Origin of the sequence: Streptomyces sp. NPDC001848, from assembly GCF_042891915.1 — a bacterium.
Classification (GTDB): domain Bacteria; phylum Actinomycetota; class Actinomycetes; order Streptomycetales; family Streptomycetaceae; genus Streptomyces.
Map to the genome: position 1 here is coordinate 144,650 of NZ_JBIATP010000016.1, position 24,873 is coordinate 169,522.

At 70.0% G+C, this 24,873-nt stretch carries 18 protein-coding genes and 1 pseudogene; 13 read left to right on the top strand and 6 right to left on the bottom strand.

The window, feature by feature from the left end:
• Positions 1-89 precede the first annotated feature (89 nt).
• The 3 genes from ACFYZJ_RS29960 (at position 90) to ACFYZJ_RS29970 (ending at position 2,121) form a co-directional block, all read left to right on the top strand.
• A complete protein-coding gene (locus tag ACFYZJ_RS29960) occupies positions 90-767 on the top strand; it encodes a helix-turn-helix transcriptional regulator (RefSeq protein ID WP_388573107.1) in 678 nt (225 codons plus the stop codon).
• 314 nt (positions 768-1,081) lie between these two features.
• Positions 1,082-1,831, top strand: coding sequence for an alpha/beta fold hydrolase (locus ACFYZJ_RS29965; RefSeq protein ID WP_388573109.1), 750 nt, complete (start codon positions 1,082-1,084; stop codon positions 1,829-1,831).
• Positions 1,828-2,121 carry a WhiB family transcriptional regulator gene (locus tag ACFYZJ_RS29970; RefSeq protein WP_388573110.1) on the top strand — a complete coding sequence of 98 codons (294 nt, stop codon included), beginning with the start codon at positions 1,828-1,830 and terminating at the stop codon, positions 2,119-2,121. The genes ACFYZJ_RS29965 and ACFYZJ_RS29970 overlap by 4 nt, the downstream gene beginning before the upstream one ends.
• A gap of 192 nt (positions 2,122-2,313) precedes the next feature.
• On the opposite strand, the gene ppdK is transcribed toward ACFYZJ_RS29970, so the two are convergent.
• Both ppdK and ACFYZJ_RS29980 read right to left on the bottom strand, forming a co-directional pair.
• Positions 2,314-5,055, bottom strand: coding sequence for a pyruvate, phosphate dikinase (gene ppdK, locus ACFYZJ_RS29975; RefSeq protein WP_388573112.1), 2,742 nt, complete (start codon positions 5,053-5,055; stop codon positions 2,314-2,316).
• Between the two features lie 446 nt (positions 5,056-5,501).
• Positions 5,502-6,722: an ROK family protein gene (locus ACFYZJ_RS29980; protein WP_388573114.1), complete on the bottom strand. Its 1,221-nt coding sequence runs from the start codon at positions 6,720-6,722 to the stop codon at positions 5,502-5,504.
• Between the two features lie 120 nt (positions 6,723-6,842).
• On the opposite strand from ACFYZJ_RS29980, the gene ACFYZJ_RS29985 reads away from it, so the two are divergent.
• From ACFYZJ_RS29985 to ACFYZJ_RS29995, 3 genes are all read left to right on the top strand, one after another.
• Positions 6,843-8,345, top strand: coding sequence for a hypothetical protein (locus ACFYZJ_RS29985; protein WP_388573116.1), 1,503 nt, complete (start codon positions 6,843-6,845; stop codon positions 8,343-8,345).
• Positions 8,342-10,279 carry a glycogen debranching N-terminal domain-containing protein gene (locus ACFYZJ_RS29990; RefSeq protein ID WP_388573118.1) on the top strand — a complete coding sequence of 646 codons (1,938 nt, stop codon included), beginning with the start codon at positions 8,342-8,344 and terminating at the stop codon, positions 10,277-10,279. Before ACFYZJ_RS29985 ends, ACFYZJ_RS29990 begins: the two co-directional genes overlap by 4 nt.
• Before the next feature lie 853 nt (positions 10,280-11,132).
• Positions 11,133-12,755, top strand: coding sequence for a sulfatase-like hydrolase/transferase (locus ACFYZJ_RS29995; RefSeq protein ID WP_388573225.1), 1,623 nt, complete (start codon positions 11,133-11,135; stop codon positions 12,753-12,755).
• A 13-nt stretch (positions 12,756-12,768) separates the two neighbouring features.
• Here the strand turns inward: ACFYZJ_RS29995 and dusB are convergent, their stop codons facing one another.
• Complete coding sequence (gene dusB / locus ACFYZJ_RS30000; RefSeq protein ID WP_388573120.1) at positions 12,769-13,932, bottom strand: tRNA dihydrouridine synthase DusB; 1,164 nt, start codon at positions 13,930-13,932, stop codon at positions 12,769-12,771.
• A 104-nt stretch (positions 13,933-14,036) separates the two neighbouring features.
• Between dusB and ACFYZJ_RS30005 the strand changes: the two genes are divergently transcribed.
• Together ACFYZJ_RS30005 and ACFYZJ_RS30010 are read left to right on the top strand one after the other, a co-directional pair.
• Positions 14,037-15,488, top strand: coding sequence for an MFS transporter (locus ACFYZJ_RS30005; RefSeq protein WP_388573122.1), 1,452 nt, complete (start codon positions 14,037-14,039; stop codon positions 15,486-15,488).
• Positions 15,489-15,855: pseudogene (locus tag ACFYZJ_RS30010) on the top strand (transposase); the annotation flags it as partial. It abuts the gene before it with no gap.
• Positions 15,856-15,870: 15 nt separating this feature from the next.
• Here the strand turns inward: ACFYZJ_RS30010 and ACFYZJ_RS30015 are convergent.
• Both ACFYZJ_RS30015 and ACFYZJ_RS30020 read right to left on the bottom strand, forming a co-directional pair.
• Positions 15,871-16,524, bottom strand: a complete 654-nt coding sequence (locus ACFYZJ_RS30015; protein WP_388573124.1) for a hypothetical protein — start codon at positions 16,522-16,524, stop codon at positions 15,871-15,873.
• Positions 16,521-16,718, bottom strand: a complete 198-nt coding sequence (locus ACFYZJ_RS30020; RefSeq protein WP_388573126.1) for a hypothetical protein — start codon at positions 16,716-16,718, stop codon at positions 16,521-16,523. The genes ACFYZJ_RS30015 and ACFYZJ_RS30020 overlap by 4 nt, the downstream gene beginning before the upstream one ends.
• A 166-nt stretch (positions 16,719-16,884) precedes the next feature.
• Here ACFYZJ_RS30020 and ACFYZJ_RS30025 point away from each other — a divergent pair, with 166 nt between their 5' ends.
• The 4 genes from ACFYZJ_RS30025 to ACFYZJ_RS30040 all read left to right on the top strand — a co-directional run bounded on the left by ACFYZJ_RS30025 (position 16,885) and on the right by ACFYZJ_RS30040 (position 22,305).
• Positions 16,885-20,979: a tetratricopeptide repeat protein gene (locus ACFYZJ_RS30025; RefSeq protein WP_388573226.1), complete on the top strand. Its 4,095-nt coding sequence runs from the start codon at positions 16,885-16,887 to the stop codon at positions 20,977-20,979.
• Between the two features lie 393 nt (positions 20,980-21,372).
• Positions 21,373-21,666: an ArsR/SmtB family transcription factor gene (locus ACFYZJ_RS30030; protein ID WP_388573128.1), complete on the top strand. Its 294-nt coding sequence runs from the start codon at positions 21,373-21,375 to the stop codon at positions 21,664-21,666.
• Positions 21,663-22,049 carry a VOC family protein gene (locus ACFYZJ_RS30035; protein ID WP_388573130.1) on the top strand — a complete coding sequence of 129 codons (387 nt, stop codon included), beginning with the start codon at positions 21,663-21,665 and terminating at the stop codon, positions 22,047-22,049. Before ACFYZJ_RS30030 ends, ACFYZJ_RS30035 begins: the two co-directional genes overlap by 4 nt.
• 118 nt (positions 22,050-22,167) lie before the next feature.
• A complete protein-coding gene (locus ACFYZJ_RS30040; RefSeq protein WP_388573132.1) occupies positions 22,168-22,305 on the top strand; it encodes a hypothetical protein in 138 nt (45 codons plus the stop codon).
• Here the strand turns inward: ACFYZJ_RS30040 and ACFYZJ_RS30045 are convergent.
• Positions 22,293-23,228 (bottom strand): helix-turn-helix transcriptional regulator, encoded by a 936-nt coding sequence (locus ACFYZJ_RS30045; RefSeq protein ID WP_388573134.1) that lies wholly within the window; start codon positions 23,226-23,228, stop codon positions 22,293-22,295. The genes ACFYZJ_RS30040 and ACFYZJ_RS30045 overlap by 13 nt on opposite strands.
• 101 nt (positions 23,229-23,329) lie before the next feature.
• Between ACFYZJ_RS30045 and ACFYZJ_RS30050 the strand changes: the two genes are divergently transcribed.
• Entirely contained in the window at positions 23,330-24,757 is a 1,428-nt protein-coding gene (locus tag ACFYZJ_RS30050) for an MFS transporter (RefSeq protein ID WP_388573136.1), read from the top strand.
• Positions 24,758-24,873 lie beyond the last annotated feature (116 nt).

Consider the following 24,873-nt stretch of genomic DNA (forward strand, 5'->3'; position numbering starts at 1 on the left):
GACGTGGTTCAGGACCTTTCATCGTCCTGCCGTGGCCGGTCGACGGCGATGACCACCTTTGTCTCGCCGTCAACGTCTCCGCCGAAACGGTGCTCCTGAACCGCGAGCGCCCCGTATGCCTGGAGCCCGGCGATCTCGTGATCACCACGGCCCACTGCCCCGGCTTCCTTCTCGACGGTGAGGCACTGGCCGTCTTCCGGATCCCCTTCTGTCTGCTCAACGCGTCGGCGGCAGACCTGCGCGAGGTGCCACCGACCCGTCTCGACGGGCGGAGCGGCCTGGCGTCGCTGGTTTCGCAGTTTCTGACCGCCCTCGCCGGAACGCCCCCTCATGAGCGCTTCAGCGGCGGTCGGCAGCTCGCCCTGAACACGGCCGATCTGGCGGCGCTGCTCCTCGACGAGGTGCTTCGGACGCACAGGCCGGAGCGCGTCCGCGTCGGCCACGACATGCTGACGCGCATCCAGCGACACATCCAGGAAAACCTCATGGACCCGGACCTGACCCCCGAGTCCATCGCCCGGGCGCACCACATCTCGGTGCGCTACCTGCACAAGCTCTTCCAGCCCGGCGGCACCACCGTGGGCACCTGGATACGGCAGCGCAGACTGGACGCCTGCCGTGACGAACTGCGCAGGCAGCGGCGCACCGTGGCCGCGGTGGCTCACCGCTGGGGCTTCACCAGCCCCTCTCACTTCAGTCGGCTCTTCCGACAGACCTACGGCCTCACGCCCAGGGAGTGGCAGGCCGCCGCGTCCTCCGACTCCTGAGCCGCCTTTCCGGCGTCAGAGTACGACCGCGGCCGGTTCTGTGCGCTGTGGGGCCATCGCCGGTGCGCTGACGCGGTGTCCGGTACGGCCCGTCGGCCTGGCGTCAGGCACACCCGCATCCCGCGGGCCGGAAATCCGCGTGGCCCACGCCCATCCCCGGCCGCAACCCCCACCGCACCGGATGGGCCGTCCAGGCCCCCGTACCGGACCGCCGGTCGGGCCACCAGGCGAGCGAGGCCGCCGGCACCCCACAGCCGGACCCCGCCGGCCGAACCTCACCCGGCACGCCCCGTGATCCGCGAAGGAGCCCCGTCATGCCCACCCCCACCGTCGTCCTGGTCCACGGAGCGTTCACCGATTCCGCGAGCTGGTTCGGTGTCGTCGCCGAGCTGCACAGCCACGGCATCCCGGTCGTCGCCCCGGCGAACCCGCTGCGCGGCCTCGCCGCCGACGCCGCGCATGTCGCCTCGGTGGTCGCCCGGATCGACGGCCCCGTCGTTCTGGTCGGGCACTCCTACGGCGGCGCCCTGATCACCGTGGCCGGCACCGCCGACAACGTCGTCGGCCTGGTCTACGTGGCCGCCTACGTGCTGGAGGAGGGCGAGAGCCTGGGCGAGCTGCAGGGCCGCTTCCCGGCCACCGAGCTGGTGAGCGACCTCAGGCAGTGGACGTACCCCGTCCCCGGCGGCGAGGCCGTCGAGGTCACCATCGAGGAGTCGGCATTCCCGGCGGTGTTCGCCGCCGACGTCTGCCCCCAGGTCGCCAGGGTGCTCGCCTCCTGTCAACGCGCGCTCGCCCTGGCCGCTTTCGACGAGAAGGCCGCTGCCGCCGCCTGGCGGACCAGGCCCTCCTGGGCTCTGGTGGCCGGCGCGGACCGGGCGATCGCTCCGGATGTGGAGCGCTTCGGCGCCGCGCGGGCCGGGGCGGTCGTCATCGAGATCGAGGGCGCCTCGCACGCCGTCACCGTCTCGCAGCCGACGGCCGTGGCGGGGCTCATCCGCGACGCCGTCCATGCCTTGAGATCCACCGCACGACCAACGGAACCGGGAGGAACGGACCGATGACGACACAGCTCAAGCCGCTTCTGCGGCTATGGGAATGGCAAGCCGAGGCCGCCTGCCGGGGCATGGACAGCTCGGTGTTCTTCTCACCGCCCGGTGAGCGGGGCAACGCGCGCCGCCGGCGTGAGGAGATCGCGCGGGCGATTTGCCGATGCTGCCCGGTACGCGTCCCGTGCGACAGCTTTGCCGCGGCGTCCGAGCAGCGGTACGGCGTGTGGGGCGGCCGCACCGAGGCCGAACGCCGCACCGCCGTCTCCCCCTCCAGCCGGACGCCCGCCGCCCGTCGGACGTAGCCCGGAGTGGCTTCGCTCACCGGCAACTCACGTCACGGTGGCAGCGGTTGCCGTGGCGAGAGGGCGGCACCCCCGCACAGGGGTGCCGCCCTCTCTTCGTGCTCCGGAACCGCTGCCGTGTCGGTGAGGGTCGGGGTGACCGGCAGCGGTTCCGGCGTTCCATGCCGGTCCTCGGAGGAACTGTCGGCGGATCTAGCGGTGGTCGCTGCCCTGTGACTGCGACGCCGCCCGGCCCGCCTCCAGGCGGGCCACCGGGATGCGGAACGGGGAGCAGGAGACGTAGTCCAGGCCCACCTCGTGGAAGAAGTGCACCGACTCCGGGTCACCGCCGTGCTCGCCGCACACACCGAGCTTGAGGTCGGGGCGGGTCGCGCGGCCCGCCTTCGCGGCGTCGCGGACCAGCTTGCCCACGCCGTCCTTGTCGATGGTCTCGAACGGGGAGACGCCGAAGATGCCCTTCTCCAGGTAGGCCGTGAAGAAGCTCGCCTCCACGTCGTCCCGGCTGAAGCCCCACACCGTCTGCGTGAGGTCGTTGGTGCCGAAGGAGAAGAACTCGGCCGCCTCGGCGATCTGACCGGCCGTCAGCGCGGCGCGCGGCAGCTCGATCATCGTGCCGATCGCCAGGTTCAGCTCCGTACCCGTCGCCGACTCGACCTCCGCGATGACCTTGTCGGCCTCCTCGCGGACGATCTCCAGCTCCTGGACGGTGCCGACGAGCGGGATCATGATCTCGGCGCGCGGGTCCCCCTTGGCCGCCTTGCGCTCGGCCGCCGCCTCGGCGATGGCGCGGACCTGCATGGTGAACAGGCCGGGGATGACCAGGCCCAGGCGTACACCGCGCAGGCCGAGCATCGGGTTCTGCTCGTGGAGCCGGTGCACGGCCTGGAGCAGGCGCAGTTCGTTCTCGTGCGGCTCCTGGCGGGACTCGGCGAGGGCCACACGGACCGACAGCTCCGTGATGTCCGGGAGGAACTCGTGCAGCGGCGGGTCGAGGAGGCGGATCGTGACGGGCAGGCCGTCCATCGCCTCGAAGAGCTCGACGAAGTCCTTCTTCTGGAGGGGCAGGAGCTGCTTGAGCGACTCCTCGCGCTCCGTCTCCGTGTCCGCCAGGATCAGGCGCTCCACCAGCTCCCGACGGTCGCCCAGGAACATGTGCTCGGTGCGGCACAGGCCGATGCCCTGGGCGCCGAAACGCCGTGCGCGCAGCGCGTCCTCGGCGTTGTCCGCGTTGGCGCGGACACGCAGCCGGCGCTTGCGGTCCGCGAAGGCCATGATCCGGTGGACCGCCTCGACCAGCTCGTCGGCGTCGTCGGCGCCCGCGTGCATCCGGCCCTCGAAGTACTCGACGACCGGGGACGGGACCACCGGTACCTCGCCCAGGTACACCTTGCCGGAGGAGCCGTCGATGGAGATCACGTCGCCCTCCTCGACGACGTGTCCGCCGGGCACCGTCATCCGGCGGCGCTTGGTGTCGACCTCCAGTTCCTCCGCGCCGCACACGCACGTCTTGCCCATGCCGCGGGCGACCACGGCCGCGTGGGAGGTCTTACCACCGCGGGACGTGAGGATGCCCTCCGCCGCGATCATGCCGTCCAGGTCGTCGGGGTTGGTCTCGCGGCGGACCAGGATGACCTTCTCACCGGAGCGGGACCACTTCACGGCGGTGTACGAGTCGAAGACCGCCTTGCCGACCGCCGCACCCGGAGAGGCCGCGATGCCGCGGGCGACCTGCTGGACCTTCGCCTTCTCGTCGAACCGGGGGAACATCAACTGCGCCAGCTGCGCACCCGTCACCCGCTGCAGCGCCTCGGCCTCGTCGATCAGGCCCTGGTCCACCAGCTGGGTCGCGATGCGGAAGGCGGCGGCCGCGGTGCGCTTGCCGACGCGGGTCTGCAACATCCACAGCTTGCCGCGCTCGATGGTGAACTCGATGTCGCAGAGGTCCTTGTAGTGGTTCTCCAGCGTCTCCATGATCTGCAGGAGCTGGTCGTACGACTTCTTGTCGATGTTCTCCAGCTCGGCGAGCGGGACGGTGTTGCGGATGCCCGCGACCACGTCCTCGCCCTGCGCGTTCTGCAGGTAGTCGCCGTAGACGCCCTGGTGGCCGGAGGCAGGGTCCCGGGTGAAGGCGACGCCGGTGCCGGAGTCGGGGCCGAGGTTGCCGAAGACCATCGAGCAGACGTTGACCGCGGTGCCGAGGTCGTGCGGGATGCGCTCCTGGCGGCGGTAGAGCTTGGCCCGGTCGCCGTTCCACGAGTCGAAGACCGCCTTGATCGCGAGGTCCATCTGCTCGCGCGGGTCCTGCGGGAAGTCGCGGCCGGCCTCGGTCTTGACGATCTTCTTGAACTTGGTGACCAGCTTCTTCAGGTCGGCCGCGTCGAGCTGGGTGTCGTCGGCGACCTTCTTGGCCTCCTTGGCCGCCTCCAGGGCGTCCTCGAAGAGCTCGCCGTCGACGCCGAGGACCGTCTTGCCGAACATCTGGATGAGCCGGCGGTAGGAGTCCCAGGCGAACCGCTCGTCGCCGGCCTGCTTGGCCAGGCCCTGCACGGACTTGTCGGAGAGCCCGATGTTCAGGACGGTGTCCATCATGCCGGGCATCGAGAACTTGGCCCCGGAGCGGACGGAGACGAGCAGCGGGTTGTCGGCCTGGCCGAGCTTCTTGCCCATCTTCTTCTCGAGGGCGTCGAGGTGCGCACTCACCTCGTCACGCAGTGCCGGGGGTTCCTCGCCGCTGTCCAGGTAGACCTTGCAGGCCTCGGTGGTGATGGTGAAGCCCGGAGGGACCGGCAGGCCGAGGTTGGTCATCTCGGCGAGGTTCGCGCCCTTGCCGCCGAGGAGGTCCTTGAGGTCCTTGTTGCCTTCGGTGAAGTCGTAAACGAACTTCAGGCCCTCGGCGCCGTTCTCTGTTACGTGGCGATCTTTGTTTTCCGACACGGTCTCGACTCCTCGAGGACGCGGTGGCTGCCCTGACGGCGAGGAACATACCCAGATCAAAGGCGTCTGGGTACGTCCACTTGCTCGTCATGCGCCCGTAACCACTCGTCCGCCACCGGATCGAAAGTCAAGGCTTGGCAAGTGGCGGTCGGGCGATGTTTTCACTTCTTGAAGACATCAACACCCGCAGAGGGGGTTTGATGCTCACATGAGCAGCTCTCGACACTTCTGATTTTCGATCGATGAACGATCAAGGGGTGACACCCAGTGCCACCCCTTGAGGAAGTGCACCCGCCCGAGATTCGCTCATCTGAGCGCAACCCCTATCAGGGGTGGCGAGAATCACGCTAACCGAGGTCGCCCGATTTCACCATGCGGACGCGGATCCGAACGGAAACGCGGCTGTCACGCACACGACAAGGACCCGGAGCGTATCGGCCGCGGCTTCAGACACCGAGTGCCTTCAGCCGCTCCTCCACTCGTTCTGGTGAGTACAGGTGTTCGACTACCATCGCACCGGCCCCCACGAGCCCCGCCCGCTCCCCGAGCCGCGAGATCACCACGTCCAGATGTGCGGTGGAGCGGGGCAGCGCCCGCTGGTACAGCAGTTCCCGTACGCCCGTCAGGAACGGCGTCCCGGCCAGATCGCCCGCGATCATCAACACCCCGGGGTTCAGCAGGGTCACCACGGTCGCCAGCACCTCCCCGACCCTCCGCCCGGCCTCCCTGGCGAGCGCGACGGCCTCCGGGTGCCCTGCGGCCAGCAGCTCCCGTACGTCCGAGCCCGAGGCGGCCGGTACCCCCGCCTGCGCCAGTCGGCGCGCCACCGCACCGCCGCTGGCGACGGCGGCGAGGCAGCCGTAGGACCCGCACCGGCACAGCGCGTCGGCGCCCTCGGGGACGCGGATGTGCCCGATGTCGCCGGCGCCCCCGTCGATGCCGCGGTAGATCCGGCCGTCCACGACCACACCCGCGCCGATCCCGGTGGAGACCTTGACCAGCACGAACGCCCGGCAGTCCGGGTGTGCGGTGCGCTGTTCGCCGTACGCCATCAGATTCGCGTCGTTGTCGACCAGGACGGGCACCTCGGCGGCACCGCGCGTGTGCTCGGTGAAGGCGCGGCCGAGGCGCCCCGTTATGTCGTAGCCGTCCCAGCCCGGCATGATCGGCGGCTGCACGACCCGGCCGGTGTCGCTGTCGACCGGCCCCGGTACCGCGAGGCCGATCCCGCAGACCTCGTGCGCCTGACGGCCCGCCTTGTCGAGAAGTCCGGCGAACCAGCGGCCCAGTTCACCGAGGACGGCGTCCGGGCCGTCCTCCAGGAGCAGGACGCCGGTGTGCTCGGCCAGGATCTCCCCGGTCAGGGTGAGCACGGCGGCGCGGGCGTGCCGGGTGTCGAGGTCGGCGGCGAGCACCACGGCATGGGCGTCGTCGAACTCCAGTGTGATCGAGGGGCGTCCGCCCAGGGGCGAGTCGACCGGTCCGCCCGCACCCTCGCGCAGCCAGCCGGCCCGGAACAGCCGGTCCAGGCGCTGGCCGACCGTGGCCCGGGACAGGCCGGTGGCCTGCTGCAGGGCACCCCGGGTCGTGGCGCGGCCACTGCGCACCAGGTCGAGCAGATCTCCGGCGCCGGCCGACGCGCCAGGCCTTCCGGCTCTTCCACTCATGCGCACCCCCTTGCGTTCACCAACCCTGCATTACATATTGAGTTTTGCGTGTTAAATAGACGTAACCCTACGGTAGCCACTGCCGAACCGCTCGGCCGCACGTCTTTCGGGGAGACCTGAGTGGACCGCACGACCCAACTCACCGCCCGCCGTACGGAACTCGCGCCCGGCGGGCGTCCCTCGGGCGCGCCCGCCACGTCCGGTCCGCACGGAACCAACCCTTCCGGGACCCGCGTATACGATCCGGTCACTCCTGGATCGCTGCACGTCAGGGCGGCTCGGGTGCTCGACGCCAACTGGACGGGGACGTCCACGGTCCCCTCGCGCGGGCTGTACCCGCACCAGTGGTCCTGGGACTCGGCGTTCATCGCGATCGGGCTGCGCCACATCTCGCCGTTACGGGCGCAGACCGAGCTGGAGACGCTGCTGGACGCGCAGTGGGCGGACGGACGGATTCCGCACATCGTGTTCAACCCCTCCGTACCGTTCGACGCGTACTTCCCGAGCCCCGACTTCTGGCGCTCCACCACGGCAGGGCGCGCCGCGGGCGCCCCGCGCACCGTACAGACCTCGGGCATCGTGCAGCCACCGGTGCACGCGCTGGCGGCCTGGCTGGTGCACCTGGCCGACCCGGGGCTGTCCCGCGCGCGCGGCTTCCTCTCCCGGGTGTATCCGCACCTGGCGGCCTGGCACCGCTATCTGCTGCACCGCCGCGACCTGGGCGGCGGCGGGCTGGCCTCGGTGGTGCATCCCTGGGAGCAGGGCATGGACAACAGCCCCGCCTGGGACGCGCCGCTCGCCCGGATCACACCGGTCCCGGCCCGCTCGTTCCGCCGCGCCGACCTGGCCCACGGCGCGCCGGAGGACCGGCCGACGGATCTGGACTACGGGCGGTACGTGCGCCTGGCGACGGAGTACCGCGACGGCGGATACGCCGACGGAGGCGGGCCGTTCGCGGTGGAGGACCCGGCCTTCAACGCGCTGCTGATCGCGTCGGAACACGCGCTGGCCCGTATCGCGCAGGAGCTCGGCGCCCCGGGGACGGCACGGCACGCCCGCGCGGAGCGCCTGACCGGGACCCTGATCGACCGGCTGTGGGATCCCGTCGAGGGCATGTTCTTCTGCCGGGACGTGTACGCCGGTGACGGGGGCGCCCTCATCCCCGAGCGCACCGTCTCGGGCCTCGTCCCCCTGCTGCTGCCCGCCCTCCCGCGCGACGTCGCCGCCGCCCTCGTCCGCACCCTGCGCGGGCCGCACTTCTCGCTCGGCGACGCCACCCGGCTCGTACCCAGCTACGACCTGCTCGGCGAGGCCTTCGACCCGCACCGGTACTGGCGCGGGCCCGCCTGGTTCAACACCGGCTGGCTCCTGGAGCGCGGGCTGCGCGGGCACCGCGAGCAGGCGGACGCCGACGCGCTGCGCGAGGCGCTGCTGGACACCGCGGGCACCTCCGACTTCGCGGAGTACGTCGACCCGTACACCGGCGAGGCGTGCGGAGCGGTCGGCTTCGGCTGGACCGCCGCCCTCATCCTCGACCTGCTCCACGACCACCCCGGACAGGGCGTGTCCCCGACGGGCACCGGCACGTTCGACACGAGTGACAAGGGAGGGGACCGGGGATGACGGACCGGCATCATCTGCTCGTGTGCGGCGGGACGTTCGCCGCCGTGAGCGACAGCGGGGACATCAGCGGGGTGCGGGGCGGCACCTCCCCGTCCGGGCTGTTCGTACGGGACGCACGCCATCTGAGCCGCTGGCAGCTCACCGTGGACGGCGCGGTGCCCGAGACGCTCACGCCGGTCGCCGACGGGGACACGGCGCGCTGCGTGCTCGTGCCGCGCGGCGGCCGCCAGGAGCCGCCCGCGTACACGCTCTTCCGCGAACAGGCCGTCGTCGACGGTGCGTTCGTGGAGGCGCTGCGCGTCACCAGCAACCGCCCGGTGCCGCTCACGGTCCGGGTCGCGGTCACCGCGGACGCCGACTTCACGGACCAGTTCGAGCTGCGCTCCGACCACCGTACCTACGCCAAGACGGGCGCCGTGCGCTCCCGTCAGGTCCTCGAGGACGGCGTGGAGTTCGGCTACCGGCGCGGCGAGTGGTGCTCCGGTACGAAGGTCACGGCCGAGCCCGCGCCGGACGGTGTCGAGGAGACCGGCACGGGCGCCCGACGTCTGGTGTGGACGCTGGACCTGGAGCCGCACGGCTCGGCCGAACTGGTGCTGCGGGTCGCCGCCCGGCCGCACGGAGCGGCGCAGGACCCGGTGGTCCCCGCGTCCCCGGCCGCCGCGAACCATCAGCTGCTCCGCCTGGAGGGCGAGTTCATGGAAGGCATCGCCTTCCCCACCGGCTGGCCCGAGCTGGCCACGGCCTGTGCGCGGGGCCTGTCGGACCTGGCCGCGCTCCAGGTCCCGGCGACGGGTCCCGACGGTGAGGAGCTGCGCGTCCCGGCGGCCGGCGCGCCCTGGTTCCTCACGCTCCTCGCCCGTGACGCACTCCTGACCTCCCTCTTCGCGCTCCCCTACCGCCCCGGACTGGCGGCGGCCACCCTGCCCGCGCTCGCCGCGACCCAGGCGACCGAGGTCGCCACGGGCTCGGTCGCCCAGCCGGGGAAGATCGTGCACGAGGTGCGGCACGGGGAGCTGGCCCACTTCGGGCAGGTCCCGTACGGCCGCTACTACGGCTCGGTCGACGCCACACCGCTGTTCCTGGTGCTGCTGGGGGCCTATGTCGAGCAGACCGGTGATGTGGCGATGGCCCGCCGGCTTCAGCCCCACGCCCGCGCGGCCATCGGCTGGATGCTGGACCACGGCGGCCTGACCTCGCGCGGCTACCTGGTCTACCGCGCCGACCGGGGCGGCCTCGCCAACCAGAACTGGAAGGACTCCCCCGGCGCGATCTGCTCCGCCGACGGGAGCCGCCCCACCGGCCCGGTGATGGCTGCGGGCGCGCAGGGGTACGCGTACGACGCGCTGCGCCGCACCGCCCACCTGGCACGCACCGTGTGGGAGGACGAGGTGTACGCCGCCTTGCTCGAACAGGCAGCCGGAGACCTGCGCGACCGCTTCCAGCGGGACTTCTGGATGGAGGACCACGCGTTCCCGGCGCTGGCGCTGGACGGCGAGGGCCGTCAGGTGGACGCGCTGGCCTCGGACGCGGGACATCTGCTGTGGTCGGGTCTGCTGGACAAGGAGTACGGCGAACTGGTGGGCCGCCGCCTGCTCAAGGAGGACTTCTTCTCGGGCTGGGGCGTCCGCACCCTGGCCGCGGGCCAGTCGGCGTACCACCCGATGTCGTACCACCGCGGCTCGGTCTGGCCGCACGACAACGCGCTGATCACGCTGGGCCTCGCTCGCTACGGCCTGCACGACGAGGCCCGTACGGTCGCCCACGCCCTGGTCGACGCGGCGACGGCGACGGGCCACCGGCTGCCGGAGGTGCTGGCCGGGTACGGCCGCGACACCCACCCGGAGCCGGTGCCGTATCCGCACGCCTGCGTCCGCGAGTCCCGCTCGGCGGCGACACCGCTCGCCCTCCTCACCGCGGTCGGCGGCGCGTAGCCCCTCCCCCACAGACACCCGGGACCGCGCGGAGCCAATGGGCGGGCGGCGCGCGGCCCCGGGCCGGTTCTCGTCCGACCGTCCGCCCCCGCCCCGACGTGCTCCGGGAGTGGGTTGACCTGCGATTTGCCGGGTGTTTGCCGGGCGCTGGGGCGCCGCGGTGAACGCTTGTACCCGGCCGCCCGTACGGGATGACGGCGGGCCCAGCCTCCCCAGCGTGGCCCGCCCTCCACCACGGGCTTCGCACGGAAGGACCCTCGGGTTGCCTCTCAACACGCGCGCACCACACACGACGAGCAAGGCGGGGGCGGCCGCGGACGGGGTCCTGCCTGCGGAGGAGGGCGAACGGCCGGTGCCGGAGGCGATACCGGCCGCTCCGGAGGAGCCCACCGACCGTACGGCTGAGCCGGACGCCGCGCAGGCCCCCACGGCCGAGGAGGACCACGACACGGCGCCCGAGCCGGAGGCGGGCACCACGACCCGCGAGCCCGAGCACGCCACGGCGGCACGCGCCGACGAGCCCACCGACCGTACGGCTGAGCCGGACGCCGCGCAGGCCCCCACAGCCGAGAAGGACCACGACACGGCGCCCGAGCCGGAGGCGGGCACCACGACCCGCGAGCCCGAGCACGCCACGGCGGCACGCGCCGACGAGCCCACCACCGAGGCGGCTGCCGGGCCCGTCACCGCGTCCGCCACCGACGGCGAACCCGACGCGACCGGGACGGTGGCCGCGGAAGACGGGGCCGGCATAGCCGTCGGCCCCCGTCCCCGTCCCCGTCCCCGTCCCCGCTTCAGCTTCCGCTGGCGCACCTGGCGGGCCGACCACCCGCTCGCCGCCCGCGTCCTCGGAATCACCGTCACCGTGCTGGCCGGTGTCCTCGTCGTCGCCTCGCTGGTCATGCCCAACAGGCCCGCGAGTTTCCAGCCGGCCATGTTCACGCGGATCCCGGTGGAGGCGCTGATCGGGGCCGCCGTGCTGACCGCTCTGCCCCGGCGGCCGCGGCTGGTCGTCGCCTGGCTCGGCGGCTTGGCGCTCGGCGTGCAGACCATGCTCAACGTGCTCGACGCCGGCTTCTACCAGTACCTCGGCCGCGACTTCAACGCCATCCTCGACTGGCCCCTCTTCAGCGACGCCTACTCCTACCTCCAGGACACCCTGGGCGGGGCGGGCGCCCTGGGAGCCCTGGTCGCGGCCCTCGCGATCGTCGCCCTCGTCCTCACCGTCTCGGCACTCTCCGTCGTCCGGCTGAGCAACGTCATGGCCCGGCACCGCCTCACCACCACCCGTACCGTCCTCGTCCTCAGCATGGTGTGGATGACCTGCACGGTCCTGGGACTCCAGTACGGCGGTGTGCCGCTGGCCGCCGAGCGCACCGTCACGATGCTCCAGGTCCGCTCCGACCTCATCCGTCAGACCATCAGGGACGAGCGGGACTTCGCGAAGACCGAGCGGGCCGACGCCTTCGGCGCCACCCCGGGCTCCCAGCTCGTGCCCGACCTGCGCGGCAAGGACATGATCTTCACGTTCATCGAGAGCTACGGCCGCAGCGCCATCGAGGACCCGGTCGAGGGGCCCGGCGTCGACGCGACGCTCGACGCGCAGACCAAGGCCCTCGCCCAGGCCGGCTTCCACGCCAAGAGCGGCTGGCTGACCTCGGCCACGTACGGCGGCAGCAGCTGGCTCGGCCACTCGACGACCATGTCGGGCCTGTGGATCAACAACCAGAACCGCTACCGGACGGTCACCCAGGGCGGCGCAGGCGACCACCTCACCCTGACCAAGGCGTTCAAGAAGACCGGCGACTTCGACACCGTCGGCATCATGCCCGGCGTACAGAAGGGCTGGCCGGAGGCCAAGTGGTACGGCCTCGACCAGGTCTACAACGCTTTCCAGCTGGGCTACAAGGGCCCGAAGTTCAGCTGGTCGACCATGCCGGACCAGTACACCCTCGAACAGTTCCAGAAGCTGGTGCACAGCAAGCAGCCGGCCGACGGCAAGTCGCGGATGTCCTTCCTGATCCTGACCTCCAGCCACACGCCCTGGGCGCCGATCCCGAAGATGGTCCCCTGGGACAAGCTGGGCGACGGCTCGATCTTCGACTCCATCGAGAAGGCGGGCCACGAGCCCTCCTACACCTACACCAGCGACCTGCACTCCAAGCAGGAGTACGGCAAGTCCGTGCAGTACACGGTGACCGCTCTGACCGAGTGGCTGCAGCGCTACGGCAAGGACGACACCGTGCTCGTCTTCCTCGGTGACCACCAGGCGAACGCCCACGTCAGCGGCAACAACGCCAGCCACGACGTGCCGGTCTCGATCGTCGCCAAGGACCCCAAGGTCCTGGAGAAGGTCGCGAGTTGGGGCTGGACGGACGGCCTGCGGCCGGCGCACGACGCCCCGGTGTGGAAGATGAGCGCCTTCCGCGACAAGTTCCTCACCGCGTACGGCTCGACCCCGCACCCCAGGAGCTGAACACCGGGGGCTCTCAGCCCCCGGACGTGTCCAGCTCGGCGTCCTCGCTGATCCCCGCGCAGTCGTAGGGGTCCTTCAGCCAGCCGTCCGGCAGCACCACCCGGTTGTTGCCGGACGTACGGCCGCGGGGCCCGTCGGCGCCGGCCGGCCAGGGCTGGTCGAGGTCCAGCTCGTCGAGACCGGCCCGCAGCTCCTCCAGAGAGGAGGTGATCGCGAGCCGCTTGCGCATCTCTGAGCCGACCGCGAAGCCCTTCAGGTACCAGGCCACGTGCTTGCGGAAGTCGGTGACGCCCTTCGACTCGTCCCCGATCCATTCGCCGAGCAGGGCGGCGTGCCGGACCATGACGTCGGCGACCTGTCGGAGGGTCGGCCGCCGGAAGTCGTCGGTACGCCCCTCGAAGGCCGCCACCAGGTCGGCGAACAGCCACGGACGCCCGAGGCAGCCGCGGCCCACGACCACCCCGTCGCAGCCCGTCTCGCGCACCATCCGCAGCGCGTCCTCCGCCGACCAGATGTCGCCGTTGCCCAGTACCGGGATCTCCGGCACATGCTCCTTCAGCCGTGCGATGGCGTCCCAGTCCGCCGTGCCGCCGTAGTGCTGGGCGGCCGTGCGCCCGTGCAGCGCGACGGCCGTCACGCCCTCCTCCACGGCGATCCGCCCGGCGTCGAGGTAGGTGATGTGGTCGTCGTCGATGCCCTTGCGCATCTTCATGGTGACCGGGAGGTCGCCGGCCCCGCTGACCGCCTCACGCAGGATCGCCCGCAGCAGGTTCCGCTTGTAGGGAAGGGCCGACCCGCCGCCCTTCCGCGTGACCTTGGGGACCGGGCAGCCGAAGTTGAGGTCGATGTGGTCGGCCAGGTCCTCCTCCGCGATCATGCGGACGGCCTTGCCGACGGTGGCCGGGTCCACGCCGTACAGCTGGATCGACCGCGGCCGTTCGCTCGCGTCGAACTTGATCAACTGCATGGTCTTGTCGTTGCGTTCGACCAGCGCCCGCGTCGTGATCATCTCGCTCACGAACAGCCCCTTGCCGCCGCTGAACTCCCTGCACAGGGTGCGGAACGGCGCGTTCGTGATCCCGGCCATGGGCGCCAGCACGACGGGCGGCTGGACGGTGTGGGGACCGATCTGCAGCATCGAGTTCACGGAAGTGTTCGAGTTCGTCGAGGTCGTCATGGGCGTGGGCATTCCCCCATTGTCACGCACGCCCGGGGTACTCGGATCCACAGCCCTGTGTAATTAGTTAGCGTCACTATTGATGTGGGCGTACGATGGGACGCATGCCTGAGCTCAGCCACCGGCGACGACTGCTGGTGCTCGCGATCTGCTGCATGAGCCTGCTGATCGTGAGCCTCGACAACACCGTTCTGAACGTGGCGCTGCCCTCGATGCAGCGGGAACTGCACGCGAGCGTGTCCGGCCTGCAGTGGACGATCGACGCGTACACGCTGGTCCTCGCCTCGCTGCTGATGCTCGCGGGTTCCACGGCCGACCGGATCGGCCGCAAGCGGGTCTTCCTCGCGGGACTGACCGTCTTCAGTGTCGGCTCCCTGCTGTGCTCGCTCGCGCCGAATCTCGAACTGCTGGTCGTGTTCCGCATGGTGCAGGCGGTGGGCGGTTCGATGCTCAACCCGGTCGCGATGTCGATCATCACCAACACCTTCACCGACGCCCGTGAACGGGCCCGTGCGATCGGTGTCTGGGGTGCCGTGGTCGGCATATCCATGGCCGCGGGTCCGCTGGTCGGCGGGCTGCTGGTGGAGTCGGTCGGCTGGCGGTCGATCTTCTGGGTCAACCTGCCGGTCGGTCTGGCCGCGCTGCTGCTCACCCTGCGCTTCGTCCCCGAGTCCCGGGCGCCCAAGGCGCGCCGCCCTGACCCGGTCGGCCAGCTACTGGTGATCGCCCTGTTCGGCTGCCTGACGTACACGATCATCGAGGCGCCGGACGCCGGTGCGGGGGTGATCGTCCCGTTCGCCGCGGTCGCGTTCGTGGCGCTGCTCGGTCTGCTCTGGTACGAGCCGCGCCGCACCGAACCGCTCATCGACCTGCGTTTCTTCCACTCGGCGCCGTTCAGCGGGGCCACGGTGATCGCCATCAGCGCGTTCGCGGCCCTCGGCGGCTTCCTGTTCCTGTCCACGCTGTACCTGCAGAACGTGCGCGGCCTGACCGCGCTGCACGCGGGCCTGTGGATGCTGGCGCTGGCGGCCCCGACGATGCTGTGCGCCCCGCTGTCCGGCCGCCTGGTCGGCAACCGCGGGCCGCGTCTGCCGCTGCTGGTGGCGGGCTGTGCGATGACCGCGAGCGCGGTGCTGTTCGCGGCCTTCGAGGCGGAGACGTCGAACACGACGCTGCTCATCGGCTATGTCCTGTTCGGCATCGGCTTCGGCTTCGTCAACGCCCCGATCACCAACACCGCCGTCTCCGGCATGCCCCGCGCCCAGGCCGGCGTCGCCGCGGCGGTCGCCTCCACCAGCCGCCAGCTCGGCCAGACCCTCGGCGTGGCGGTGGTCGGCGCGGTGCTGGCCTCCGGCGTGACGGCGTCGGCGTACAAGGAGACGTTCGTCGCGGCGGCCCGCCCCGGCTGGTGGATCCTCGTCGCCTGTGGTGTGGCGGTACTGGCCGTGGGCGCGATCACGACCGGCCGCTGGGGCCGCAGGACGGCGGACCGCACGGCGGACAAGCTGCAGGAAAGGGAGGTCCGCAGCGCCGCAGGGGTGGCCACGCCCCGATAGGGCCGGAACCGGCACCGGGCCGAGAACCTGCCCCTGCTCGACGCCGTCCCGCCCGTCCGCGGCCGGGTCGGCCGGCCACGCCGCAGAGGTCACGGCTCTGCGCGGACCGCGGCTAGGACCACGACCTCTGCCGCAGGGAGCTCCGCGCCCGCGGCATGGTGCCCGCCATCGCTCGGCGCGGCACGAGCACGGCTTAGGTCTGGGTGTTCACCGGTGGGCGGTCGAGCGGACCTTTGCCCGGCTGCACGGCTTTCGTCGGTTGCGCACGCGCTGGGAACGACGAGCGGACATGGACGAAGCGTTCCTCGAACTCGCCTGCTGCCTGACCATCCACCGACAACTCAACTCATTGTGTCAGCCGTTGTAAAACCGTTCCCGGCAGTCAGCGCGGTACGGCCGTCGCGCTGAGGAACGTAACGGCCCCTGCGATCACGAGCAGACCCCCCAGGAAAGTGTGGCGACGGGCGCTGAGCAGTGCCTCCCGTACCCGCCATGCGTGGGCCGTGGCGAGCAACCAGCGCAGATAGGGGTCGGTCTTGGCGATGTTGCGATGGGCCGCCAACAGACTGCGTTGGAGGGCGTCCCGGTCTCCGGGCCCGGCCGAACGAAGCTGAACGGCGATATTGGCCGCTATCTGACGGTGCCGCAGCAGGTCGTCGAGGCTGATGGCCACTGAACCGAAGTAATACCAGGGTGCGGCGTCGAACTGCTCGCGCAGGCCGAGGAGCGCCGGGCTGGTCAACTGGGCTGGGCTCATCGTGGCTGGTACGAGAACATCGCTGGTCCGCCAGATCGCCCATGCGACGCCGGACAGCGCCAGCAGCAGTCCGCCACCTGCCCATACGCCATGTTTCCAGTCCGTGATCTTACCGACGGCCAGCAGAGGGCCGCCGCCCAGCAGCAGCGCACCCACCATCCCGGTCGAGGCGATGATCCACTGCGCGGTTGCTCGACTGCCGTCAACGGAGGTCAGGGGCGAGGGCAGAGCGTCCAGCGTCGTGGGGGCCGTCTGCGCGGCGTTCTGTTCCTGGGTCATTGCCCGTCCCCACGGAAGACGATCCCCAGTGGTCCTGGGTCGTCTTCGGGCAGATCCGTGTAGGGCACCCAGTGATCCCCATCGTAGAATTCCACGTCACCGGATTCGTTGAGGCGGACTGCGTTGGTTTCCGTCGCGCCCTGTGGTGGCTGGGCACCGCCCTGCTCGTCGATTCCCCCCGCTTCGCCGGACAATTTCCCTCCCTGGTTCTATCACCCGTGCCTGGCGCTGGCACCATCATGTCAGCGAAGGGGAGGGCGAGGCATGAGGTTGGTGATAGGCCGTTCGCAGGTGACAGGAGTGTTCAGGGGGCAGCAGATTACGCAGACAGCCGGACCGGTGGATCAGCGTACGTCCGATATGGTCTGGCGACTGCGGAGGCAGCCGACGACGGACCTGCTGCATGAAGTGGGCACAGCACTGGGACGGTGTTTCCTGACAGGTCCGGTGGGCGAGGCAGTCGCCGAGGAACTGCGGATGGGCGGCCGTCACCAGCTCGGGATCGAGGTGGCTGAGACGCAGTTGGCGGAGCTGCCTTGGGAGACCCTCGTCATTCCCGGAGGGCACACACCCTTGGTCTTGGACGATCGGGTCGACGTGTATCGATCCGCACCGGCCACCACGACGGGTGTGTCCTTGCCGAACGGCCCGCCCCGTATCCTCGCGGTTTTCGCCAGCCCCGATGACAGTAGCGGCCAGCTGTTGGACTACGAGAGAGAACTCAGGCGGATCCTGGATGTGGTTGAGCCCAGCCACCACCGTGGTGGGCAGGTGCGTCTCCTCGAATGGGGCAGTGTCGCGACGATAAGGGAGGCGCTTGCCGAGGAACCGGTTGACATTCTTCACATTTCCTGTCACGCCCGCCCCGGTGCCCTACTACTGGAGAAGGAGGACGGAGCGGAGGATGTCGTGAGCGCTGCTCGCTTCCTGGCCGAGGCCCTGCCGCCCGGTCACCGGGTCCCCCTGTTGGTGCTGGCGGGCTGCTCCACCGCGCGCGACGAACACGCCGAGCAGGCGGGTACGGCGAGAAGCCTGCTGCAACAGGGAGCGCCCGCTGTACTGGCGATGAACGGACCGGTCAGCGACGAATACGCCACCGAGTTGTGTACACGCTTATACGAAGGCCTCGCCCGCCACCCGGCAGCAGATCTGCTCACAGTCTTCTGCGAAGCCAGGCGCGACATCGAACACGATGTGGCACGGCCCCAGCCGGAGTGGGCGACGCCCGTGCTCTTCATCGCTGATCCGATGCTCGGACCTGCAGATTCGAGCGATGATGAAATCCGGCGTCCGTTGCCTTCGACAGAGGCCCCCACGGCCTCCGTGAACACCTCCATCTCAGCGTCGGCTTCGGGTGCCGTGGCCGCGAGCACACAGGTGATCGTTCAGGACGGTGTGGTGCGCCGGCCCGGGGATTTCGTCGGCCGTAGGCCCATGCTCCGTCGGCTGTCGAGGACGGTGCCCCGGATCATGCTGCACGGCATCGGTGGGGTCGGGAAGACCAGCCTCGCCACCGAACTGGCCCGGCGCTTCAAGGCCGCCGGCGGCCTCATGGCGGCGATCAGCGGCGAGACGGGTGTCGACGCGATCCTCGACCGCCTGCGCCAGAGTCTGACGCTCCACTGCGGTTCCGTGGACCTGGCCGACATGCACCCCTTGCGGCAGGCGGTCATGATGCTGTCCGAGCCCACTCGACACTGGCGGGAGCGTCTGGAGGTCCTCCGGGGCCCCTGGGCACCTTCTCTCCTCCTCGTCGTCGACAACGCCGAGGACAACCTGGACGAGGAGCATCGCCTCACCGACACGGAACTCGCGGAGTTCCTTGCGGTCTGGGCCAGGGACCATGCGCTGATCATCACGAGCAGGTACCCCTTCGACGTTCCGGGCCTGGACGCCCAGCACTTGGGACCGCTGTCCTGGCAGGAGACGCGCAAACTCATGTGGCGGCTGCCTGGAGTGGACGCGCTCACCCCCCAACAGAAGGGGGAGACGTGGAACCGGCTCGGTGGCCATCCACGTTCCCTGGAGTACCTCGACGCACTGCTGCGTGATGGTCATGGGCGGTTCGACGACGTGACCGCCCGGCTGCGCACCGCGGCCGCCGACCGACGCCCTCTCGGGGGCGGGCTCGGCGAACTACTGGCCGAGACAGGGGCATTGGTCGCCGAGGAGGTACTGCTCCCGCAACTGCTCGATCGGCTCGACACCGTTCCTTCGGGAAGGGACCTGCTGTTTGGCGCTTCGGTGTACCGAGTGCCCGTGGACATCGACGGGCTCGCCTCGGTGCTGTCCGCCGCTCCCGGGGCCGAGCAGCATCCACCAGTCCCGGCAAGCATGGCAGGCGCGCTTGCCACCCTGCTGCGCCTCGGGCTTGTAGCCCCTGACGGACCGGGCTATCTGGTGCATCGCTGGACCGCCGGGACACTGGCCCAACTGGCCGGCAAGGAGCGGTTGCGCACTCTGCACAAGAGAGCCGCGGAATACTGGGGCCGCCGCACTCGGGCCGAGACAGGTCCGACGCAGTACATCGCGCAGGTGATCGAGGCTCGCTATCACTGGCTGGCGGCCGGGGTCGTCGATGCGGCCATCGCGTGCACCGAGAAGGTCTGCCAGGAACTCCACGTCGCCGGCCAGTGGTCCTGGCAGGAGCAGCTCATCCGCCAGTCGCTCGTACTGGCCCCCCAGGATTCCCTGGCGCACGCCGACCTTGTCGCGAACCTCGCCCGCGTGAAGGTGAGCCGGGGAGACTACACCCAGGCGGAGAAGCTGTACAAGGCAGCCCTGGCGACCTACCGGGCGCTGGACGCAGACCACAACGTCGCGGTGGTGCTCCACCAGCTCGGCATAATCGCCGAGCACCGGGATGATCACCAGGAAGCCAAACGGCTGTATCAGGAGGCTCTCGCCGCCAAAGAACTTATGGGCGACCGGCATTCGATGTCATTCACGATGCACCAGCTCGCCGGGATCGCCGAGCGCGAGGGGGATCACCACCTGGCAGAGCAGCAGTACCTGGAAGCCCTGGCCATTGCCGAAGAAGTGAACGACCTGGGAGGCGTGGCTGCGAGCCATCACCAGCTCGCCGTAATCGCCCTCCGCGCCAGAGACCACGCCAAAGCGGAACAGTGCGCCCTGAAGGCATTGTCTGGATTCACGCGACTGAATGACCGAATCCACATAGGGAGCGGAAGGCTTCTGCTCTCCGAGATTGCGACCGCACTCTTCGACTACGATTCGGCCGAAATGCACATCAGGGCCGCGCTGGAAGTATTCGAGGACATCGGCAGTATCGGCGACATCGCCGCTTGCTACGTCCGCCTCGGCCAGAACGCGCGGGAACTGCGCGACCTGAGCTGGGCAGAGTCCTGTTTCGACCGCGCCCAAAGGGTGTATGCCACCATGGGCGAAGAGCGGCTACTGGCAGATGTGAACCGCCAACTGGGCGCCGTCCGTACGGTGCTGGGCCGCGCCGCTGACGGCGCTCCATGCACCGCCTACGCGTTTCTGCACTGGCGGAGTCACCCGTTCAGTGATCGACTCGACGTCGATTGGCTGGCCATCCAGTACCTTGAACTGGGAGCAGAAACCTTCAGTGCTGTCCTTAGGCAGCATCTGCCGACGGAGCACGTCGCGATTGTCCTTGACCGCACCGAGGCGTACGTCGAGTTCTCCGGCTCACCCTCCGATCTCAGCCCTCTCGGCAGCGCCTATGTGCGGCTGGCAATCACTTTGAACAAAGCGGGCCTGTACGGCACCGCCCGGATGTGTCTCGATCGGGCACTGCCGCTCTGCGAGGCTGCGGGCGACGTGCGCGCTGTGGCCAAATGCCATGAGGACCTTGGTCTGATCGCTCTTGAGACCAAGCACTCCGATGAAGCTGAGAAGAGGTACCGGACGGCGCTGGCCATCTATGAGCGGATGCACCACGAGACGAACGCCGCCATCGTCCACCACCAACTCGGACTTGTTTACCAAGAACGCGGTGACTATGCGCGCGCCGAATCAAGCCTGCGTTCGTCCATCGCAATCAAGACCCGCCTGGGAAACCGGGCCGGCATCTCCAACAGTACATACCATCTGGGAAAAGTTGCCCAGCGTCGAGGCGACCACAATCTCGCGGAACAGTGCTACCTCAATTGTCTGCGCATCGACGAAGAGCTGGATGACCGGCATGCAATCGCCTTCGACTACGCTGCACTCGGGATTCTGCGAGCAGAACAGGGAATGCACGAGGAGGCCGTCTACGGCATGGCGCACGCCCTGCACATCAACGAGCAAATCAAATCGAAGGAGGCCGCCCGCAACATCTCCGCCCTACGCGCTCAACGCGCGGAACTCGGCGATCCCGCATTTATTCGGATCCTGAATTCCTTCACCAACCAGCAAGGGGTTGCGCACATTCTCAAGGTCACCGCGCTTCTGCCCGGTGCCAGGAGTTCGGGGTCTCCTGAGTAGACCTGGCCGGCGGCGCGGCCACCGGCCCGTCCTGAGCACACAGCACATCCAGCACGTCCCTCGCCCACGGATGACCCGTGTTCGCCGCGGTGCTGTCGGGCAGAGTGAGTGCGATGAAGGCCTCGGCGAGACGGTCGGGTACGAGCGGTTCGAGGGCCTGCCCTCCGCTGTGCGGCCGGGAGGGCGGATAGCACACCATGTGGTCTGCCGGCATTCGCGCTGCGGGCCGTCCAGGCAGCATCCGCTGGAGCAGGCTGGTCGCGTCGGGGCGCGGTATGGCCCCGGTGAGAGTGGCGAGAAACACCACCTGGGTGTGCTGTTCGATCAGGCTCGGCGGGCACACGCGGCACATCCGGATTGATAGGCAAGTCAGCACTTGCCTATGATGGAGTCGTGCCGGACGATGTCTTCAAGGCCCTGGCCGACCCCACCCGCAGAAAGATCCTCGACGAGCTGACGGAGCGGAACGGTCAGACCCTGTTCGAGATCTGCGCGCGCCTTACGACCAAGCACGGTCTGGGATCGTCCCGCCAGGCGGTCAGCCAGCACCTCGCCGTGCTGGAATCCGCGGGCCTGGTCCAGACCCGGCGCCAGGGCCGCTACAAGTTCCACGACCTCACCACCGAACCGCTTGAGCAGATCGTTGCCCGGTGGCTCAAGCCCGATGCACCGGAGACCGGAAGATGAAGATCCACCTGTCGAGCGTCTGCGTCGACGACCAGGACAAGGCCCTGCGCTTCTACACGGAGGTACTGGGGTTCGTGAAGAAGCACGAGGTCCCGCTCGGCGAGCACCGGTGGCTGACCGTGGTATCGCCCGAGGATCCCGAGGGCACCGAACTGGTGCTGGAACCGGACAGCCACCCCGCGGTGAAGCCGTACAAGGAAGCGCTGGTCAGGGACGGTATCCCGGTCACCTCCTTCGCCGTCGACGATGTGCACGCCGAGTACGGTCGCCTGCGTGAACTGGGCGTGCAGTTCACGCAGGAGCCGACCGAAATGGGGCCGGTCACCACCGCGGTGCTGGACGACACCTGCGGCAACCTGATTCAGATTGCCCACACCAATTGAGCCCTCGGGCGCCGTGGCCGACCGTGGCCTGCCTCCCGCTGTCATGCTCTGACCCAGATGAGCACGGCCGCGGTGGGTGACGGTTCCGAGCCAAACGTAGCGGCGCTTGTCGTAGCGGGTGGCCGCTGCCGCCACCAAGCAGCACGCGGTCGAGGTCCCGGCCGACAGAATGCCGCTGCCCGGCGCCCCGGAGGACGCCGCGATCGACGAACTCTGCCGGGACCTCAGGCTGCCGGTCCTGTGTCAGGACCTGTGAGCGGCGGCGGCCTCCCTCTCCAGCGCGATCGCCTGCAGCTTCTCCAGCCGCTCCCGGGACTCCTGGTCCGCCGGCGCGTACGTCACCATCCGGGGTCCGTTGTGCGGCCCCAGCCACAGATCGGTGTGGTCCAGGGTCAGCCGGCCCACGTGGGCGTTGCGGAACTGCTTGCGCTTGCTGCGGGAGCCGACCACCTCGTGCAGTTCCCAGGCCTCGCGGAATTCGGCGGACTCGGTCATCAGCCGTTTGAGCAGCATCTTCCAGGCCGGCTCACCGAGGTGGTCGGCCATGTTGGCGCGGAACTTGGCGGCCATCAGCCGCATGGTCGCCTCATGCTCGACGATCGCTGCCCGCCAGTCCGGGTGCGTGTAGCACAGCACCATGCAGTTGCGGTCCGCCGGCGGGACGGCGTCGAGGTCGCACATCAGCAGCCCGTAGGTGCGGTTGTAGGCGAGGATGTCGTACCGACTGTTGGAGATGCAGGCCGGGAGCGGCTCGAGCTGTTCCAGCAGGATGCGCTGGGCATCGGTGACCGACGGGCAGTGCGCGCCGGGTGCGGGGTCGACGGCCCCGGCCAGGTTGAACAGGTGGGCGCGTTCGCTGGCGTCGAGCAGCAGGGTGCGGGCGAGGGCGTCGAGGACCTGGACGGAGACCTGGATGTCCCGGGCCTGTTCCAGCCAGGTGTACCAGGTGACGCCGACCGCGGCGAGGTGCGCGACCTCCTCGCGGCGCAGCCCCGGAGTGCGGCGGCGCCGGCCGCGGGGCAGTCCCACCTGTTCGGGGGTGATGTGCTCGCGGCGGTGCCGCAGGAACGCGGCCAGTTCATGCCGCCGGATCTCGGACGCCCGCCGATCGGACGCCTCCGTCTCCCCCGCCGCCCGCATCTCGCGGACCGCCGCCGCCTCCTGCACGATGGTCGTCATGCCTCCAGCCTGCCGCCTCCCGGAGCCTGTTTCCAGGTAGTGCGGGTACCAGGATAAAGAGACTCTGGTACCACGCTTAGGGTCGGCGGAGGCTCGATGGCGTGACCGAGACTCTCACTTCCCGTACCGTCCGCTCGCCGGTGGCGACCCCACAGCTGAGCGGGCTCGGACTGTTCACGGTGCTGCTGGGCGCGGCACTGCCTCTCATCGACTTCTTCATCGTCAACGTCGCCCTTCCGACGATCGGCAAGGACCTGCACGCCGGCGAGGCCGTTCTCGAACTGGTCGTCGCCGGGTACGGGGTGTCGTACGCCGTGCTGCTCGTGCTGGGTGGCCGGCTGGGCGACCTGTTCGGCCGGCGCGAGTTCTTCCTCTACGGGATGGCCGCCTTCGGTGTGACCTCGCTGGCGTGCGGGCTCGCCCCGAACGCCTGGACGCTGGTGGCGGCGCGCGTCGCGCAGGGCGCGGCGGCCGCGGCGATGCTGCCGCAGGTGCTGGCCACGATCCAGGCGGCGACCACCGGGAAGCACCGCGCCAAGGCGATGAGCCTGTACGGCGCGACGGCCGGGCTGTCCATGGTGGCCGGGCAGATCCTGGGCGGTGTGCTGGTGGCGGCGGACATCTGGGGCACCGGCTGGCGTTCGGTGTTCCTCGTCAACGTGCCGGTCGTGGTGGTCGGGCTGTTCCTGGGCGCGCGGGCGGTCCCGGAGACCCGCTCGCAGCACCCGGAGCCGGTGGACGGGCCCGGCACGGTGCTGCTCGCCGTCTCGCTGCTGACCCTGCTGGCGCCGCTGACCGAGGGCCGGGCCGCGGGCTGGCCGGTGTGGACCTGGCTGTCGCTGGCCGCGTTCCCGTTCGCGGTGTGGGCGTTCTACACGGTGGAGCGCCGCGCGGACCGGCTGGGCCGTACGCCGCTGGTGCCGCCGAGTCTGTTCGCTCTGACGTCGCTGCGGCGCGGGCTGGTGATGATCGTGCCGTTCTCGATCGGATTCAGCGGTTTCATGTTCGTGATCGCGGTGTCGCTGCAGCAGGGCGCGGGGCTCGGTCCGGTCCCCGCGGGTCTGGCGCTGACACCGATGGCGGTGGCGTTCTTCGCGGTCTCGCTGTACGGGCCGCGGCTGGTCGCCCGTTTCGGCACCCGGGTGGTGACCGCCGGCGGGCTGATCCAGGCGGTCGGCATCGGGCTCCTGGTCGTGACCGCCTGGCGCTCCTGGCCGCACCTGGGCGTGTGGGAACTGCTGCCGGGCGCGGCCGTGGCGGGCGCGGGCCAGGCGCTCCAGCTCCCGATCACTTTGCGGATCATCCTGTCGGAGGTACCGGCGGCGCGGGCGGGCGTCGGCAGCGGTGTCATGGTGACGACGCAGCAGTCGGCGCTGGCGCTGGGCGTCGCGACGCTCGGCACGCTGTTCCTGACGCTGGTGCCGGGCATGGGCATGCGGGACGCCCTGATGACGACGCTGCTGGTCCAGCTGGCCGGTATCGCACTGACGGTCGCCCTGAGCCTGCGCCTGCCGCGCACGATCAGCTGACGACGGTGTATCCGCGGAAACCGTGACTCGGTGCGGCCACGGGCTCTCCGTGGCCCCCGGGCGGCCCGCCGCCCGGGGGCCGAAGTCAGCTGACGACCGGTGAGGGGTCGCTGATG

Bases quoted from the DNA above. Each gene is read 5' to 3' on its own strand.
- ACFYZJ_RS29965 (WP_388573109.1), top strand. From the start codon at position 1,082: ATGCCCACCCCCACCGTCGTCCTGGTCCACGGAGCGTTCACCGATTCC.
- ACFYZJ_RS29980 (WP_388573114.1), bottom strand. From the start codon at position 6,722: ATGAGTGGAAGAGCCGGAAGGCCTGGCGCGTCGGCCGGCGCCGGAGAT.
- ACFYZJ_RS30035 (WP_388573130.1), top strand. From the start codon at position 21,663: ATGAAGATCCACCTGTCGAGCGTCTGCGTCGACGACCAGGACAAGGCC.
- ACFYZJ_RS30045 (WP_388573134.1), bottom strand. From the start codon at position 23,228: ATGACGACCATCGTGCAGGAGGCGGCGGCGGTCCGCGAGATGCGGGCG.
- ACFYZJ_RS29990 (WP_388573118.1), top strand. From the start codon at position 8,342: ATGACGGACCGGCATCATCTGCTCGTGTGCGGCGGGACGTTCGCCGCC.
- ACFYZJ_RS29970 (WP_388573110.1), top strand. From the start codon at position 1,828: ATGACGACACAGCTCAAGCCGCTTCTGCGGCTATGGGAATGGCAAGCC.
- ACFYZJ_RS30005 (WP_388573122.1), top strand. From the start codon at position 14,037: ATGCCTGAGCTCAGCCACCGGCGACGACTGCTGGTGCTCGCGATCTGC.
- dusB (WP_388573120.1), bottom strand. From the start codon at position 13,932: ATGACGACCTCGACGAACTCGAACACTTCCGTGAACTCGATGCTGCAG.
- ACFYZJ_RS30015 (WP_388573124.1), bottom strand. From the start codon at position 16,524: ATGACCCAGGAACAGAACGCCGCGCAGACGGCCCCCACGACGCTGGAC.
- ACFYZJ_RS30025 (WP_388573226.1), top strand. From the start codon at position 16,885: ATGGTCTGGCGACTGCGGAGGCAGCCGACGACGGACCTGCTGCATGAA.